Below are 15,751 nucleotides of genomic sequence, written 5' to 3'. Positions count from 1 at the left end.
GATGGAGATTCCAGAGAACGTTAAGAAGAGGTTGAGCATTCCCGCGGAGGAGCACTTTTACGCGGGCCACACCGCCTGCCAGGGCTGTGGTGCCTCACTCGGCCTTAGGTACGTCCTTAAGGCCTATGGGAAGAAGACAATATTCGCAATTCCAGCATGCTGTTCAACCATCATCGCTGGTCCTTGGCCATACAGCGCACTCGACGCGAACCTGTTCCACACCGCGTTCGAGACCACCGGTGCCGTCATAAGCGGAATCGAGGCTGCTCTGAAAGCCAAGGGCTACAAGGTTAAGGGCGAGGACGGCATAATGGTCGTCGGCTGGGCAGGCGATGGTGGAACCGCCGACATAGGACTCCAGGCTCTCTCGGGCTTCCTTGAGAGGGGCCACGATGCGGTCTACATCATGTACGACAACGAGGCCTACATGAACACCGGAATCCAGAGGTCGGGTTCAACACCATACGGTGCCTGGACCACCAACACCCCCGGTGGAAAGGAGCACTTCCTCGAGAAGAGGCACAAGAAGAAGGTCATCGACATCGTCATTGCCCACGAGATACCCTATGCGGCTACCGCAAGCATTGCCTACCCAGAAGACTTCATAAGGAAGCTCAAGAAGGCCCAGAAGACCCCAGGACCGAGCTTCATCCAGCTCTTCGCGCCGTGTCCAACTGGCTGGCGCTCACCGACCGACAAGAGCATCGAGCTAGCCAGGTTGGCAGTCCAGACCGCCTACTTCCCGCTCTTCGAGTACGAGAACGGCAAGTACAAGATCAACATGCCGAGCACCAAGAAGGATCCCAAACCCATTGAGGAGTTCCTCAAGCTCCAGGGCAGGTTCAAGTACATGACCAAGGAGGATATCGATATCCTCCAGCAGTGGGTCCTCCACGAGTGGGAGAAGCTCAAGAAGCTCGCCGAGATCTTCGGCTGAGCTTTCCATCTTTACCCTAAAGGTTTAAGTGTCAAGTTGACAACTCACCCGAGGTGATATACATGGCCGAGAGTCCGTTTAAGGCCGACATTGAGAGGGTTCAGAAGGAGTATAGCGAAAAGATGACTCCGGGAGCGATTGTCTACCTCCCGGGAAGCAGTGTCGTGAACAAGACCGGAAGCTGGAGAGTTTTCATGCCGGAGTTCAACAGGGACAAGTGCGTTAGGTGCTATCTCTGCTACATCTACTGTCCGGAGCCAGCCATATATCTCGACGATGAGAACTATCCGGTCTTCGACTACGACTACTGTAAGGGCTGTGGAATTTGTGCAAACGAGTGCCCGACAGAGGCAATAGTTATGGTTAGGGAGACCAAGTGAGGTGGTGAAAGATGCCGATTAGGAAGGTTATGAAGGCTAACGAGGCTGCTGCCTGGGCGGCCAAGCTGGCCAAGCCAAAGGTTATCGCAGCGTTCCCAATTACGCCCTCCACTCTCGTTCCTGAGAAAATAAGTGAGTTCGTAGCCGATGGAGAGCTTGACGCAGAGTTCATCAAGGTCGAGAGCGAGCACTCAGCAATTTCTGCTTGTGTCGGTGCTTCGGCGGCAGGTGTTAGGACCTTCACCGCGACCGCTTCCCAGGGTCTCGCTTTGATGCACGAGATACTCTTCATCGCAGCAGGAATGAGGCTTCCGATAGTCATCGCCGTTGGAAACCGTGCTCTCTCAGCTCCGATCAACATCTGGAACGACTGGCAGGACACAATCAGCGAGCGCGACACCGGCTGGCTCCAGTTCTACGCCGAAAACAATCAGGAAGCCCTTGACCTCATCCTGATAGCCTTCAAGGTCGCCGAAGACGAAAGGGTTCTCCTTCCTGCAATGGTAGGCTTTGACGCGTTCATCCTGACCCACACCGTCGAGCCGGTTGAGATCCCAGACCAAGAGCTCGTCGACGAGTTCCTCGGCGAGTACGTGCCAAAGCACGCCTATCTCGATCCGGCCAAGCCGATAACCCAGGGTGCACTCGGATTCCCAGCCCACTACATGGAGGCCCGCTATGGCGTCTGGGAAGCTAACGAGAACGCTAAGAAGGTCATCGATGAGGTCTTCGCCGAGTTCGAGAAGAAGTTCGGAAGGAAGTACCAGAAGATTGAAGAGTACAGGACCGAAGATGCCGACATAATCTTCGTCACCATGGGCTCCCTCGCCGGAACCCTCAAGGAGTATGTCGACATGCTCCGCGAGAAGGGCGTTAAGGTCGGTGCCGCCAAGATCACCGTTTACAGGCCATTCCCAACCGAAGAAGTCAGGGAGCTCGCAAAGAAGACAAAGGTTCTCGCGCTTCTCGAGAAGAACGTCACTTTCAGCGTCGGTGGAGCCTTATTCCAGGACTTCAGCAGGGCCTTGGTCAACGAGAGTGAGAAGCCAAAGATAGTTGACTTCATCCTCGGCCTTGGAGGCAGGGACGTCACCTTCAAGGACCTCGATGAGGCCCTAGCAATAGCGCAGAAGGCCCTCACTGGGGGGGAGTTTGAGGAAGTCAACTGGATAGGACTTAGAAAGGAGATACTGTGAGGTGAGGAAGATGGCCGTTAGGAAGCCCCCAATTACCACTCGCGAGTACTGGGCACCTGGTCACGCCGCCTGTGCTGGTTGCGGCTGTGCAGCTGCTCTCAGGCTTGCCACAAAGGCCTTCAGCGAGGCCATGGAGGAGAAGTACGGTGATCCAAACGCCTTCGCTATAGCCCAAGCCACAGGATGTATGGAAGTCGTCAGCGCCGTCTTCCCGTACACCGCCTGGAAGGCCCCGTGGATCCACGTCGCTTTCGAGAACGCCGCCGCAGTTGCGAGTGGTGTCGAGGCCGCCTGGAAGAAGGTCGGCAGGAAGGGTAAGATCCTCGCTATTGGTGGAGATGGTGGTACGGCAGACATTGGTATGCAGGCCCTCAGCGGTATGCTCGAGCGCTGGCACAACGTCGTCTACCTCATGTACGACAACGAGGCCTACATGAACACCGGAATCCAGAGGTCGAGCTCAACCCCCTACGGTGCCTGGACGACCACCTCACCGCCAGGAAAGCTCTCCATCGGTGAGGACAAGCCCAAGAAGTGGGTTGCCCTCATCGCTGCCGCCCACCAGATCCCGTACGTGGCAACCGCCAGCGTCGCTAACCCCTATGACTTCATCAAGAAGATGAAGAAGGCCGCTAAGGTCGACGGCCCGGCCTTCGTCCAGGTCCAGTGTACTTGTGTCCCAGGCTGGCGCGCCCCGCCGGAGAAGAGCATTGAGATCACTAGGCTCGCCATCGAGACCGGTGTTTGGCCGCTCTTTGAGATCGAGAACGGTGACTTCCACAACATCAAGATACAGGCACCGGGAGGAGGCGCCAAGGTCAAGCGCGAGGGTGGCAGGATCGTTGCCATCGAGTTCAAGAAGCCCATCGAAGAGTACCTCAAGCTCCAGGGCAGGTTCAAGCACCTCTTCAAGCAGCCCGAGGCCATCGACATAATGCGCGAGCAGATCAAGGCCATGTGGAAGGTTCTTGGCGTCGATGTCATCCTCCCGAAGCCGGAGGAGTGACCTCCCTCTTTCTTCTTCTACCAATTTCTGCTTTCACCTGATGATTGTTCTACAAAAATGACCCATAAGGGTCTCTTTTATAACAAAACTTTTAAGCTCTTAGGAAAACCTAATCCGGAGGTGGTTAAAGATGACTATCAAAACTCCCCCCACCCTGAACATAGCGGGACTGGGTGCTGACCCACTCACTCAGAGGATAAACGAGAAGCAGAAAAAGTGGAAGTACAAAATAGCCGTTCTCAGCGGTAAGGGTGGTGTCGGGAAGAGCACCGTTGCTGTCAACCTCGCCGCCGCCCTTGCAAAGAAGGGTTACTTTGTCGGAATCCTCGACGCGGACATACACGGGCCGAACGTGGCAAAGATGCTCGGTGTAGAGAAAGCCGAGGTTCTGGCAGAGAGAATGGAAGACGGTAGATTCGAGATGATACCCCCGATGAATGACTTTCTCGGCCAGACCACGCCCATAAAGGTCATGAGCATGGGCTTTCTCGTCCCAGAGGACCAGCCGATCATCTGGCGCGGAAGCCTCGTTACCAAGGCGATAAAGCAGCTCCTCGGAGACGTCAAGTGGGGTGAGCTGGACTTCATGATAATAGACTTCCCACCGGGAACGGGCGATCAGATACTCACGGTCACCCAGACCCTCCAGCTCGACGCGGCGATAATCGTCACCACACCGCAGGAGGTCGCTTTGCTAGACACAGGCAAAGCCGTCAACATGATGAAGAGGATGGAAGTGCCTTACATAGCAGTCGTCGAGAACATGAGCTACCTCATCTGCCCGCACTGCGGCAACGAGATAGATCTCTTCGGTAAGGGTGGTGGAAAGAAGCTCGCCGAAAAAGAGGGCGTTGACTTCCTCGGGGAGATACCAATAGACCTCAAGGCAAGGGAAGCCAGTGACACTGGCATACCGATAGTCCTCTACGAGGACACCGTGGCCGCCAAGGCCTTCACGGAGATAGTTGACAAGCTTATCGCCAAGCTCGAGGATATGAAGGGCGAAGAGACCAAGGAAGAGGGCAGCGAGGAATCGAAGGAAGAGTAAAGCCTTTAAGCCCTTTTCTCTCACTTCTTTATCGCGGCCGAGGCCGGCAGACGCCGTTGCCGTGAGGCCGCGCTGGGCCAGGCTACATTAACTTTTTAACCATGTTTGGGTATCTCCCTGGGAGGGATATGATGAAGCGAACCCTTGTTCTAATAACCCTCATCATCCTCATGGCTCCCCTCGTTTCTGCCGGTGAGCTGACATACTATCCAAGTCAGGGAGCTTTTCAGGCTTTTCTGGACTCAAACTCGACTTACACTGTGGTTGCCGGAAACGAGACCTGGGCAAAGGCCTGGGCGTATTACGTCGATGAGAAGCTTTCAACTGTAAAGGAACACGGAAACGAGACGCTAGTCCTTATTGGGAATGTTTATAACAACCCCATGATGATGATCCTCTGGCCCCAGACCGGCCTTCCCGAAAACCAGTCGCTTCTGCCCGGAATCATCGTTCTCAACCACTCCGTTATCATAACCGGCTCCGAGGACAACATCTACCTGACGGAGCGTGCTTTTGAGAAGCTTTGGAATCCTCCACTCGAATCAAAGGTCGGCTTTGTGGTACTGCTCGTCATTATAGCCTGGGTCTTCTTGCTCACTCTCCGCAACGATAAGAGCCATGCCGGCAGCTTCTACAGCCTGACCCTCTCCCTATTCATGCTGTGGTATCTCACTGCCCCTATTCCAAAGATGAGTGAGGTTTTTCTTGAATACTTCTTCCAGGGACTCAAATTTGCCGTTGGGGGCTCCGTGGATTCTCCGTTAGGGGCAATGTTGGGTGTACTATTCAAGATAGTTCCACCCATCGAGGAGAATCTTGTTTTTGCCCACTGGGTGCTTATCCTTCTGCTAATATCATTCTCCTTTTATATCTCGCCAAAGCGCGCCCGCGAGTTGGGCTTCATAGTCTTCGGCCTCACCTTTGCCTCGCCAATGTTCAGGGACCATCTCCACCACATTGACGGGAGCGTCCTCGGCCTGACATCTTTCCTCATCACGCTGGCAATAATAAGCAACGTGACTTTCTCGCCGGAGAGAGTAAAGGCACTGCTGCAAACGCTGGTTCTGTCTCTGTTCACCCTGCTCACGATAGCAATAAATCCGTATCTCCTCCCAATTCCCGCCATCTTTGCGCTGGCCTTCCCAAAAAGGCATCTAAGAAACTATGCTTACTTACTTATGAGCGCACTCGGCGTGGCCCTCATGTATACCCAATTCGGCTTTCCCGTAAACATACCCAGCCACATGACTCCGGAGTGCTGGGACTACATAGCCAAGTTCTTTTTCAATACGGCTCTGGCGATCCTGGCTATAGCCTACGCAGTAATTTACAGAGAAAAAAGCATGAAAATGAGGGGCCAGACGCCCTTTCTCGCGATGTTGGCGGTCTTTTACATTCCCCTTGCGCTGTTCATCCCGGAGATACTGCCCTACTGCTTCGTAATCCTCGCATCCCTCACGGCGAGGATGCTCTATGGGCTCACTCCTCAAACTTGATGGCACCTATTACAGCACCCTTAAGGTGCGGGCCGATTTCCTTGATTATTCCCGGTGCCTGAGTGCCCTTCTTGAGTATCAGGAGCGTCTCCATCAATCCGAGCTCCTCCATGCGCTTGACATCCCTGCCGTGCCCTGTCCTTATAAGGGCCTTTTCGACGTTTTCGCTTATTGTTCCTGTCACGAAGAGCTTGTCGTGGCCGTCGCTCAGCCAGGATTTTATGCGCTTGAGCTGAGCATCGCTGAAGGCAAGCTCAACCTCTCTCGCGCCGAACTCGACTCTAGTGACCGTAACCTCAACGGGAAGGTTGTCAACCCAGCCGAACTTCCTTATCATTTCCCTGACCGGCATCTCTCCAAAGGTCTCCTTGAGGTAATAGAGCGGTAGAAGGGCATCCTTAGGCTTTGGAGTGAATATTCCAATGTCAACGTAAGCCCCGTAGCCGACTTTTCCCAGGTCTATGAACCTTCCCCGGTAGGTTTTGCCTTCTTCAACGGCCTTAAGTCTGTAGGGAATCTCGCCGAACTCCTCCCTTACGAGGTTTGCTGAGATTTCCTCGTCCTCACCGTTGAGACTTACCTTGACCCACTGCTTCTTAACCGCTGAGAGCTTCCATTCAACTTCCAGATCACCGAGGAGGGCCTTGAGCTTTTTATCGAGCTTCAAAAAGCCGCTCCTGTCCCCGTAAACCTTCTCCAGAATAACTACTTCCTGCATTCTCACCATCCCCGAAGTTCATCAAACCAAACCATTCAAACCTACTTCTTCGACTTCCTCGGTTTCTTCCTGAGGCCGAGCTCGATCTCGAGCTCCTCTATGCGCCTCTTAAGATCCTCGACGACGACGGTGTTATCGTACTGCATGAGCATGTTGCCACATATCGGACACTGGAACTCGTACTCCATGGCCTCATCGAAGGTGAGCTTCGGATGGCCTGGAGTGCCACAGTGGTAGTAGATCTCGCTCGTCTCTTCCTCAAGCATCTCTTTGAGCCTCTTAAGCTCGGCCATCTTTTTGGAGCGGATTATCTCCGGAAGTCTCTTGGTTTCGAGACGCCAGTAGTAGTAATACCAGCCGGTCTCCTTGTCCCTTATGCGCTTGAACTCTGCCAAACCCTGGTCGTAGAGCATGTAGAGAACTTTCCTGACGGTGTTGACCCGGATGCCAGTCATTTCCGCGAGCTCCTCATCCGTGGATTCCTTTTTCTTCTCGAGAGCCTTAATTACCTCAACAGCTTCCTCTCCACCCATGTCCATAGCGAGTTCCAGGAGCTCCTTGTTCTTTCTCCTTGTCACAATAACGACCTCCAGAGAATATTTGACCACCCTGGGTTTAATCCCCAATGTTTGTCCAATAATAGACTATATGGCCTGGAGTATATATAGGTTTTTGTCATATTTCCAACGCCGATGAACAGAAAAGAACGTTGGGTAAGAATCAATCGGTAAAGTACTCATCAAGCAGCTCCTTAGCGGAGGGCTTGTAAAGCTCTATTACCTCAATGTCCTCGATGACGTTGCCTTCCCTGAGTTTGAGCCTGACTTTACCACCGTAAACCTGGAGATCATCGAGCATGCCGTATATTGCGTCCTCAGCTTCCAGCGGACTTTTAAACTTCATGATATATTCTCCGCTCTGGTCGATGAGTTTAACCCAATACTCGTTCTTCCTCTTGAATGGCCGGGTAATCTTTGGTTTAAAGTTGTCCACTACGATTTCCAAACTGAGTCACCTCCGAAATCGGGGTTCACTGCTCTCTTAACCATTTGGGGTTCAATCTTTTAAGGGTTTCTAAAAAACTTAGGTCAGGGGCTAAGGCCCAGACTCGGAGGATTCACTGGACTCGAAATGGCAGTTCAAGGCCAAGTTCCTCAGCAACCTTGACGACCTTTTCCAGAGGAATTATGGCCGTTCTTGCACCAACTTTCTGAACAGTTAGGTAAGCAAGCAACATCCCCAGTTTGGCAGCATCCTTCAGCTTCCATCCATTGAGAACGCCGTATATCAACCCAGCGTCGAAGGAATCACCTGCACCGGTAGAATCGACGACCTCTGCGCTCAGCCCCTTGACTTCGCAGATCTCTCCGTTTTCATTCCTAATCAATGCACCTCCTCCGTTGAGAGTTACGATAACGTTTTTCGCTCGAGCTTTGGAGAGGTCGAGCTCACCGAACTTCCTCCTGAACTCGTCTTCGTTCATTAGGAGGTAATCAACCTTCTCCTCGATTTCCCCAGGAAGATGTGCTTCCCCTATGTCCAGAGAAACGGTTATGTCCCTCTCATGTGCGAAATTAACTACCTTAACTATGACTTCGGGGGGATTTGAAGAGAGATGGATGTGCCTTGTCCTAGCAAGGTAGTCAAAATCGACCTCCTTCATGAGGTTGGCGCCGGGGTACTTCACTATCCTCTTGTCCTCTCCGTGTATCATGGCGACTGCTATCCCCGATGGAGCATCGACGACTCGTATACCACCCGTGTCGACGCCTATCCGTCTGAAGTAAGAAAGGTGCGCCTCACCTATCTCGTCCCTCCCAATGGCACCGAGAAAGCCCGTTTTCAGCCCAAAGTGGGCCAGCCAGGAGATCGTGTTGGCTGCTGCTCCGCCCAGACCGAAAAAGGCCTTCTCAGCACTTACCTTCTCATGAAACTCCGGAAAACGCTCGACGAGCATTATGATATCGTAGTTAAGGTTGCCGATTCCTATCACGTCGAACCCATCGTCCATCACACTCACCTCTGAAAAGTAGGATATGGGTGCCCCCGTTAATAACCTTGCGGTGCTCTAAGAAAGAAAATCCATAGTCCTCATGTAGGGAAAGATTTAAATATCCATTCCTACCCACATGTGAGTAAGAGGTGGACAAAAATGATGCTCATACTCGAGGCCTATTTCAAGAACTATCCTGCCAGAAGGAAGGTTGCGGAGTTCCTTTTCGAGAACGGCCTCAGCGTAAAGAACGGGAAGATATACCTCAGAGACGTTGAGGTGCCAATAAGCGAGCTGGCAAGAATCATTGGCGTCAACAGGAAGATAGTCTATCACACAATAGAGTACATCGAAAAGACCTATCCACTCAAGCTTATATTCGAAAAGCTCAATCCACTGCCAAGCCTCATAGACGTCGCTCCGCTGATGGGCTGGGAAGTGCTCGAGATAGAGCTGGAGAAGGACGCTTATTTAACCGGATTTTCAAAGGTTCTAAAGTTACTAGCGGAGAACAAGGTCCCAGTAATGGAAGTCTTCAGCAGAAACCTCCGCGAGGAGCCGAGCAAGCTCTACATAGTCATCGACGGAACGCTACCCGTAGAGGTCTTCATGAAGGTCAAGGAAATGGAGGGCTTCAAGAAACTCATCCTCCACACGCCGGAAAAGGACAAGGAAAAGTTCGTCTGCAACTACTGTGAGGTCAAGTACTGCCCCAAGAGGGTGCTCCTCGAGAGAGTCGAGGTCAGCCAGTGACCTTGAAGCCTTCCAGTCCTTCAGGTTCTTCCCATTTTACCTCCACTCTGGTTACCCTCGCCAGAGATGGTCCTTGGTGGGCCCAGCCTATTAGAGCCTCAACCCTCTCAGGGTCGCCCTCCACTACAGCCTCCACGGTTCCATCGGGCAGATTCCTAACCCAACCACTCACGCCCAGCTTTCTCGCTTCCCTCTGCATGCTCCATCTAAAACCAACTCCTTGAACGCGGCCGTAGATTTTAAGGTGTGCCCGCACCCGCTCCATACCACATCCCAACGATACTAACCCCACAACCGATTTAAGCTTATCCGTCGAAAGTTCACTAGGAGGTGAGATAATGGAAATGATACTCGTTTACACAACATTTCCGGATTGGGAGAGCGCCGAAAAGACTGTTAAAACTTTACTCGAGAAGAAGCTCATCGCCTGCGCCAATCTTAGGGAGCACAAGGCATTTTACTGGTGGGAGGGAAAAATCGAAGAAGATAATGAAGTCGGCGCGCTCCTCAAGACGGATGTGAGCAAGTGGAAAGAGCTGCGGGAGACGATAAAGGAACTTCACCCCTACACCGTGCCGCTAATAGCGAGGATAGACGTCGACAAGGTGAACGGGGAGTACGCGAAATGGCTCGAGGAAGTTCTGGGGCAATAAGGAAGGTGAAGCCCCAGATTAGGGTTGTAGGTTTTGACGACGGAACCTTCTCCTTTTCTTCAAAACTAGAGAGGGAAAAGACGATTCTAATCGGCGTCGTCATGAAGGGCTCCCAGGAGGTAGTCGGCGTTCTCTCGCGCTGGATAACCGTCGATGGGCTAGATGCGACGAACGCAATGATAGACGCCGTTAAGAGCTCACGCTTCAGGGATTTGAGAATCATCATGCTCAAAGGGATAACCTACGCGGGCTTTAACGTTGTGGATTTGGAGATGCTCCACCGGGAGACGGGACTTCCAGTGATAGTCGTCGTCAGGAAGAAGCCAGACTTGAGAGCCATGGAGAAAGCCCTGAGGAAGCACTTTTCTGATGCTGAGGAGAGGATAACCCTACTAAGAAAAGCGCCACCTCTGGTGGAACTAATCCCCGAAAGGCTCTACCTCCAGGCGGTCGGCCTTGACTACGAAAGGGCTACTGAGGTGGTCAGAGTAACCACAAAAATCGGGCTCACTCCAGAGCCCCTTAGACTGGCCCACATGATAGCCAGTGCCGTGATGAGAGGCGAGAGTACAAGGGAGTAGGTTTATAAGCCGGGAGGAAAAGGAAAAATCGACCGATGATGGCAACAGGGTAGCTACCGAAACTTGATGTGGAAGCCGTTCCAGTCTGAGGTCTCATTCACACGGAACCAGGAGCACCGGGATTTTTGAATCTCTTATAACCCTCTCCGCCGTGCTCCCAAGGAGTAGATCCTTTATGAAGCTCCTCCCCTTCTTGCCAATAACTATAAGTGTGGCCCCCTTTGCCAGGGAGGTTCCTATTATGGCCTGAGAGGCAGGACCCACGAGAACCTCAAGTTCAAACGGCGCCTTTATTCCCTTGGCCGACTTCTTGAGGTTCTTCTTGGCAACATCTATGTTGTGTTCGAGCTCTTCGACCTTACCGTAATCAACGGAGTGAAGGAGTATACCTTTATCCACGAGTTCCTCGAACCCCTTGACGATCTTTATTATCCTTATTGAGCACTTGGAGAAGTCCAGCGAGACGAGGGGACGCTTAAAGATTTCGGCACAGTCGACGGACAGCTCGAATTTATCGTCGCTCTTCAGGTACTTAAGGAGGAGAACTGGTCTTTTGGTGGCTCTGGCGAGGTTCGATGCAGTGCTGCCAACGAACATTGTTCTCCAGATATTCTCGCCCATGCTCGGAATAACTACTAGATCAATATCGTTCTCCTCGGCCACTTCCGCGATCTCTATCGAGGGAATACCTATCCTCACAATTGGATTTACCTTTACTCCTTTCGTCTCCAGCTCTCTAGCGAGCCCATCCAGCTTTTCGCGGTAAATGTCTTCCAGCTCGAAGGCCTCAAACTCGGCGACAGTTATGTCAACGACATGAATGAGGTGGAGCTCCCTGACTCCCAAAGGGAGCAGCTTGGGAATACAGTTCCGCAGAGCGTGGAGCGAAACGTCGGAAAAATCAGTTGGGTACAGAATCTTCTCAAACATTTGGATCACCTTAGTATCATATTGTTCATCAATGTTTATTACAGTTGCTCCTGGATTGGAAAGGATTATAACGCTCAGAGCGAATTTTGAGCGGTGATACTCATGGCCAAGAGAGTCCACATCTTTGACTGGCATAAGGAAAATGCCAAGAAGGTTGAGGAATTCGCTGGATGGGAGATGCCTATCTGGTACTCGAGCATAAAGGATGAACACCTCGCCGTCAGAAACGGCGTTGCCATCTTCGATGTCTCGCACATGGGGGAGTTCATTTTCAAGGGTAAGGACGCGCTGGAGTTCCTCCAGTACGTTACTACCAATGACATAAGCAAGCCCCCCGCGATAAGCGGAACCTACACCCTCGTCCTTAACGAGCGCGGAGCTGTGAAAGACGAGACCCTTGTCTTCAATATGGGGAATGACACCTACATGATGGTCTGTGACAGCGATGCATTCGAGAAGCTCGAAGCCTGGTTCAACGCGATAAAGCGCGGAATAGAGAAGTTCGGGGAGCTCGACCTTGAGATTGATAACAAGACCTACGAGATGGCAATGTTCTCCATTCAGGGACCGAAGGCAAGGGATCTGGCAAAGGATCTCTTCGACATCGACATCAACGAGCTCTGGTGGTTCCAGGCCAAGGAAGTCGAGCTCGACGGCATAAAGATGCTCCTCTCAAGGAGTGGCTACACCGGCGAAAACGGCTTTGAAGTCTACTTCGAGGACGCCAACCCATACCACCCCAATCCAGAGAAGAGGGGCGAGCCCGAGAAGGCCCTCCACGTCTGGAAGACAATACTCGAAGCCGGCGAGAAGTACGGCATTAAGCCTGCCGGACTCGGCGCCCGTGACACCCTCAGGCTTGAGGCTGGCTACACACTGTACGGCAACGAGACCAAGGAGCTTCAGCTCCTCAGCACCGACATCGACGAAGTTACCCCACTCCAGGCAAACCTTGACTTCGCCATATTCTGGGACAAGGAGTTCATCGGAAAGGAGGCTCTGCTCAAACAGAGGGAGCGCGGCATTCCAAGGAAGCTTGTCCACTTCAAGATGATCGACAAGGGAATCCCAAGGGAGGGCTACAAGGTCTATGCCAACGGCGAGCTTATCGGCGAGGTCACGAGCGGAACCAGCTCACCTCTCCTCGGCATTGGAATAGGCATTGCCTTCGTTAAGACGGAGTATGCCAAACCTGGCGTCGAAATAGAGGTTGAGATAAGGGGCAAGCCCAGGAAAGCCGTAACCGTTGCTCCCCCGTTCTATGACCCCAAGAAGTACGGCGCCTTCAGGGAGGAGTGAGGTTTTTATTACCCTTTCCATATCTTTACCCCATGTCTAAAAAGCACGCAATCGGAGCCGTTCTCCTTTGGTCAACGGTTGCATCTGCCTTCAAGCTCTCGCTCGGGTATCTAACTCCACTTCAGCTGGTCTTCTACGCCTCGCTAACTTCATTGTTCGTCTTTGGCGTTCTCTATGCCAAAGATTTCGCACCGAGAAGGGAGAACCTTCGTTCGGCCTATCTTGGGCTGATTAATCCACTTATTTACTACACGGTACTCTTCTCGGCCTACGATCGCCTGTCGGCCCAGGAGGCACAGGCCCTTAACTATACCTGGCCGCTGATGCTGGTTGTCCTCTCTATCCCCATCCTCGGAAAGAGGCCCAGTGCTAGGGCAATAGCTGGCTTGTTCCTCGGCTTCCTCGGGATCCTCGTCGTTGCAACTAAAGGGAACCTGGCCGAACTGAACTTCACAGACCCGGTAGGTGTTGCATTGGGCCTCGGGAGCGCAGTGATATGGGCATCTTACTGGATACTGAACCTCCGCGACGAGAGGTCCCCAGTTGAGAAGATGTTCTGGAACTTCCTTTTCGGCTTCATCTATGTAGCGACAGCAACTTTCCTCACCGGAAGCCTCGCCCTCCCAGAACCAAAGGCTCTAGCCGGAGCTATTTACGTCGGCCTCTTCGAGATGGGCCTGACCTTCCTGCTCTGGTACAGAGCCGTGGAGAACGACATGGCCTTTGCCTCAAACCTGGCCTATATTGTCCCCTTCCTCTCGTTAGTTTTCATATCGGTGGTCGTGGGCGAGAGCATAGCTCCATCAACGGTTGTGGGACTGGCGATGATAGTTTGCGGAATCGTTATTGGAAGAGAATAGCACAAAACTTATAAACCTCCCCTAGCTAAGGTTAAGCCGGATGGGGGCGTGGTGTAGCCTGGTCCATCATCGCGGGCTCCAGAGGTATGAGGACTTGCGGGTTTGCTGATTGGGGATGAGCCTTTGGAGCTCTGACCCGGAGAAACCCGCGGACCGGGGTTCAAATCCCCGCGCCCCCACCATTTCTGGAAAAACTTCTTCCGAGAGTCTAACGCACACTGTTCCTTTTGATAGACCCCTGCGTTTGTGAGCCCTTGCCTTTTTTATAGACATAGCACGGAGAAGTAACTGATGAGGATACTCTGAAGCAGCTAGTAACCCCAACAGCCGGCCAGTACCAACGGAAGTTTTATTAACTTTGACTTACAAAAACATAATTAAGGTGATGGCTATGGAGGAACCGATTCTCATCGGAAAAGACAAGTTCAAGATAAGCGAAGACGAGACCGCCAGAAGAGAACTCAGGGTCATTAAGGTTCACGACGATGTCATCCAGATCCAGGAGGAAGTCCACGGCATCATAGCCCTCGTTGGCGCGAGCTCCAGCGTCAACATCAAGAAGGAGGAGCTCAAAAACCTCATCAAAGTCGCCAAAGAGAAGTTTGGCTGGACCGACATCTGCGAATGAAAGCTCTTCTTTTTTCATTACCCTTTTGCCGAGTTCTTGTGTATCATCGACGGTGATATTAACGTTTTATAAGCATAAAAGTGATTAAAGCCATCGAGGTGATTGCCATGGCTATTGGAGAGAAAATAACGATCAGTGTTATAAAGGCCGACATAGGTGGATGGCCTGGACATTCCAGGGTTCATCCTCAGCTTATTGAGACGGCTGAAGAAGTTCTGGCGAAGGCAAAAGAAGAAGGCACTATAATCGACTTCTACGTGGCTTACGCTGGTGATGATCTCCAGCTCATCATGACTCACAAGAAGGGTGTCGACAGCCCAGATATACACGGGCTCGCATGGAAGGCTTTCGAGGAGGCTACCGAGATCGCCAAGGAGCTCGGCCTCTACGGTGCCGGCCAAGACCTTCTCAAGGACGCTTTCAGCGGCAACATCAGAGGAATGGGCCCAGGAGTCGCCGAGATGGAGATTACGCTTAGGAAGAGCGAGCCGATAGTTACATTCCACATGGACAAGACCGAGCCCGGTGCGTTTAACCTGCCGATATTCAGGATGTTTGCAGACCCGTTCAACACCGCTGGCCTCGTCATAGACCCCAGCATGCACATGGGCTTCAGGTTTGAAGTCTGGGACATTAAGGAGCACAAGCGCGTTATCCTTAACACTCCAGAGGAAGTTTACGACCTCTTAGCTCTCATCGGCGCCAAGAGCCGCTACGTCATCAAGAGGGTCTACCCGAAAGAGGGCCACAAGATAAGCAAGGACGAACCGGTAGCTGTTATCAGCACGGAGAAGCTCTACGAGATAGCCGGCGAGTACGTCGGCAAGGATGACCCAGTTGCCATTGTCAGGGCCCAGAGCGGACTTCCGGCCCTTGGAGAAGTCCTCGAGCCCTTCGCCTTCCCGCACCTCGTCAGCGGCTGGATGCGCGGAAGCCACAACGGACCGATAATGCCAGTTCCAATGCATCAGGCCAATCCGACCAGGTTTGACGGTCCACCAAGGGTTGTTGCCCTTGGCTGGCAGATAAGCCCAGAAGGAAAGCTCGTCGGCCCGGTTGACCTCTTCGACGACCCGGCCTTTGACTACGCCAGGCAGAAGGCTCTCGAGATAACCGAGTACATACGCAGGCACGGGCCTTTCGAGCCCCACAGGCTGCCGCTCGAAGATATGGAGTATACTACCCTTCCGGGAGTCCTCAAGAAGCTTGAGGAGCGCTTTGAGGACATTGAGTGAGCTTTTCTTCTATTATCTCTTCTAAATTTACCACAAAA

General features: G+C 52.5%; 19 protein-coding genes and 1 tRNA gene. 14 read left to right on the top strand and 6 right to left on the bottom strand.

The features are described from left to right. The first annotated feature begins 1 nt into the window (after position 1). The 6 genes from E3E32_RS08575 (at position 2) to E3E32_RS08550 (ending at position 6,063) form a co-directional block, all read left to right on the top strand. Positions 2–937: a 3-methyl-2-oxobutanoate dehydrogenase subunit beta gene (locus tag E3E32_RS08575; protein WP_167731365.1), complete on the top strand. Its 936-nt coding sequence runs from the start codon at positions 2–4 to the stop codon at positions 935–937. 62 nt (positions 938–999) lie between these two features. Continuing rightward, positions 1,000–1,317 (top strand): pyruvate synthase subunit PorD, encoded by a 318-nt coding sequence (gene porD / locus E3E32_RS08570; protein ID WP_012572442.1) that lies wholly within the window; start codon positions 1,000–1,002, stop codon positions 1,315–1,317. An 11-nt stretch (positions 1,318–1,328) separates the two neighbouring features. Next, entirely contained in the window at positions 1,329–2,513 is a 1,185-nt protein-coding gene (gene porA, locus E3E32_RS08565; protein WP_167731364.1) for a pyruvate synthase subunit PorA, read from the top strand. A 10-nt stretch (positions 2,514–2,523) separates the two neighbouring features. Then, entirely contained in the window at positions 2,524–3,519 is a 996-nt protein-coding gene (gene porB, locus E3E32_RS08560; RefSeq protein WP_012572444.1) for a pyruvate synthase subunit PorB, read from the top strand. A 130-nt stretch (positions 3,520–3,649) separates the two neighbouring features. After that, a complete protein-coding gene (locus E3E32_RS08555) occupies positions 3,650–4,567 on the top strand; it encodes an Mrp/NBP35 family ATP-binding protein (RefSeq protein WP_167731363.1) in 918 nt (305 codons plus the stop codon). Between the two features lie 128 nt (positions 4,568–4,695). After that, complete coding sequence (locus E3E32_RS08550) at positions 4,696–6,063, top strand: hypothetical protein (protein WP_240910607.1); 1,368 nt, start codon at positions 4,696–4,698, stop codon at positions 6,061–6,063. On the opposite strand, the gene E3E32_RS08545 is transcribed toward E3E32_RS08550, so the two are convergent. The 4 genes from E3E32_RS08545 to E3E32_RS08530 form a co-directional block, all read right to left on the bottom strand. After that, positions 6,047–6,781, bottom strand: coding sequence for a DUF2110 family protein (locus tag E3E32_RS08545; protein WP_167731610.1), 735 nt, complete (start codon positions 6,779–6,781; stop codon positions 6,047–6,049). The two genes, E3E32_RS08550 and E3E32_RS08545, sit on opposite strands and share 17 nt — an antisense overlap. Before the next feature lie 41 nt (positions 6,782–6,822). Next, entirely contained in the window at positions 6,823–7,359 is a 537-nt protein-coding gene (tfe, locus tag E3E32_RS08540) for a transcription factor E (RefSeq protein WP_167731362.1), read from the bottom strand. A gap of 142 nt (positions 7,360–7,501) precedes the next feature. Continuing rightward, a complete protein-coding gene (locus tag E3E32_RS08535; RefSeq protein ID WP_012572449.1) occupies positions 7,502–7,786 on the bottom strand; it encodes a hypothetical protein in 285 nt (94 codons plus the stop codon). Positions 7,787–7,898: 112 nt separating this feature from the next. Continuing rightward, a complete protein-coding gene (locus E3E32_RS08530) occupies positions 7,899–8,792 on the bottom strand; it encodes an ADP-dependent ribose-1-phosphate kinase (RefSeq protein WP_167731361.1) in 894 nt (297 codons plus the stop codon). A 141-nt stretch (positions 8,793–8,933) separates the two neighbouring features. Between E3E32_RS08530 and E3E32_RS08525 the strand changes: the two genes are divergently transcribed. Further along, complete coding sequence (locus tag E3E32_RS08525; protein WP_167731360.1) at positions 8,934–9,527, top strand: regulator of amino acid metabolism, contains ACT domain protein; 594 nt, start codon at positions 8,934–8,936, stop codon at positions 9,525–9,527. Here the strand turns inward: E3E32_RS08525 and E3E32_RS08520 are convergent. Next, on the bottom strand, positions 9,517–9,792 hold the full coding sequence (locus tag E3E32_RS08520) for an acylphosphatase (protein ID WP_167731359.1): 276 nt from the start codon (positions 9,790–9,792) through the stop codon (positions 9,517–9,519). The two genes, E3E32_RS08525 and E3E32_RS08520, sit on opposite strands and share 11 nt — an antisense overlap. A 73-nt stretch (positions 9,793–9,865) precedes the next feature. On the opposite strand from E3E32_RS08520, the gene cutA reads away from it, so the two are divergent. Together cutA and E3E32_RS08510 are read left to right on the top strand one after the other, a co-directional pair. Continuing rightward, a complete protein-coding gene (gene cutA, locus E3E32_RS08515) occupies positions 9,866–10,180 on the top strand; it encodes a divalent-cation tolerance protein CutA (protein ID WP_012572453.1) in 315 nt (104 codons plus the stop codon). Next, on the top strand, positions 10,153–10,761 hold the full coding sequence (locus E3E32_RS08510; protein ID WP_167731358.1) for a DUF99 family protein: 609 nt from the start codon (positions 10,153–10,155) through the stop codon (positions 10,759–10,761). The genes cutA and E3E32_RS08510 overlap by 28 nt, the downstream gene beginning before the upstream one ends. Before the next feature lie 93 nt (positions 10,762–10,854). On the opposite strand, the gene E3E32_RS08505 is transcribed toward E3E32_RS08510, so the two are convergent. Further along, positions 10,855–11,691, bottom strand: coding sequence for a universal stress protein (locus E3E32_RS08505; RefSeq protein WP_167731357.1), 837 nt, complete (start codon positions 11,689–11,691; stop codon positions 10,855–10,857). A gap of 102 nt (positions 11,692–11,793) precedes the next feature. Here E3E32_RS08505 and gcvT point away from each other — a divergent pair, with 102 nt between their 5' ends. The 5 genes from gcvT to fbp all read left to right on the top strand — a co-directional run bounded on the left by gcvT (position 11,794) and on the right by fbp (position 15,713). Next, complete coding sequence (gene gcvT, locus E3E32_RS08500; protein ID WP_167731609.1) at positions 11,794–12,990, top strand: glycine cleavage system aminomethyltransferase GcvT; 1,197 nt, start codon at positions 11,794–11,796, stop codon at positions 12,988–12,990. A 32-nt stretch (positions 12,991–13,022) separates the two neighbouring features. Beyond that, the gene (locus E3E32_RS08495) at positions 13,023–13,850 is read left to right on the top strand and encodes a DMT family transporter (RefSeq protein WP_167731356.1); all 828 of its coding nucleotides are present in this window, start codon (positions 13,023–13,025) and stop codon (positions 13,848–13,850) included. 42 nt (positions 13,851–13,892) lie between these two features. Further along, positions 13,893–14,032: transfer RNA gene (locus E3E32_RS08490), tRNA-Trp, on the top strand. A gap of 209 nt (positions 14,033–14,241) precedes the next feature. Then, complete coding sequence (locus tag E3E32_RS08485) at positions 14,242–14,478, top strand: hypothetical protein (RefSeq protein ID WP_167731608.1); 237 nt, start codon at positions 14,242–14,244, stop codon at positions 14,476–14,478. Positions 14,479–14,585: 107 nt separating this feature from the next. Further along, positions 14,586–15,713, top strand: a complete 1,128-nt coding sequence (fbp, locus tag E3E32_RS08480) for a fructose-1,6-bisphosphate aldolase/phosphatase (protein WP_167731355.1) — start codon at positions 14,586–14,588, stop codon at positions 15,711–15,713. Positions 15,714–15,751: the final 38 nt, after the last annotated feature.

The organism is Thermococcus sp. GR6 (genome assembly GCF_012027415.1).
Taxonomy (GTDB): domain Archaea; phylum Methanobacteriota_B; class Thermococci; order Thermococcales; family Thermococcaceae; genus Thermococcus; species Thermococcus onnurineus.
This window is presented reverse-complemented; position numbering and strand designations above follow the sequence as displayed.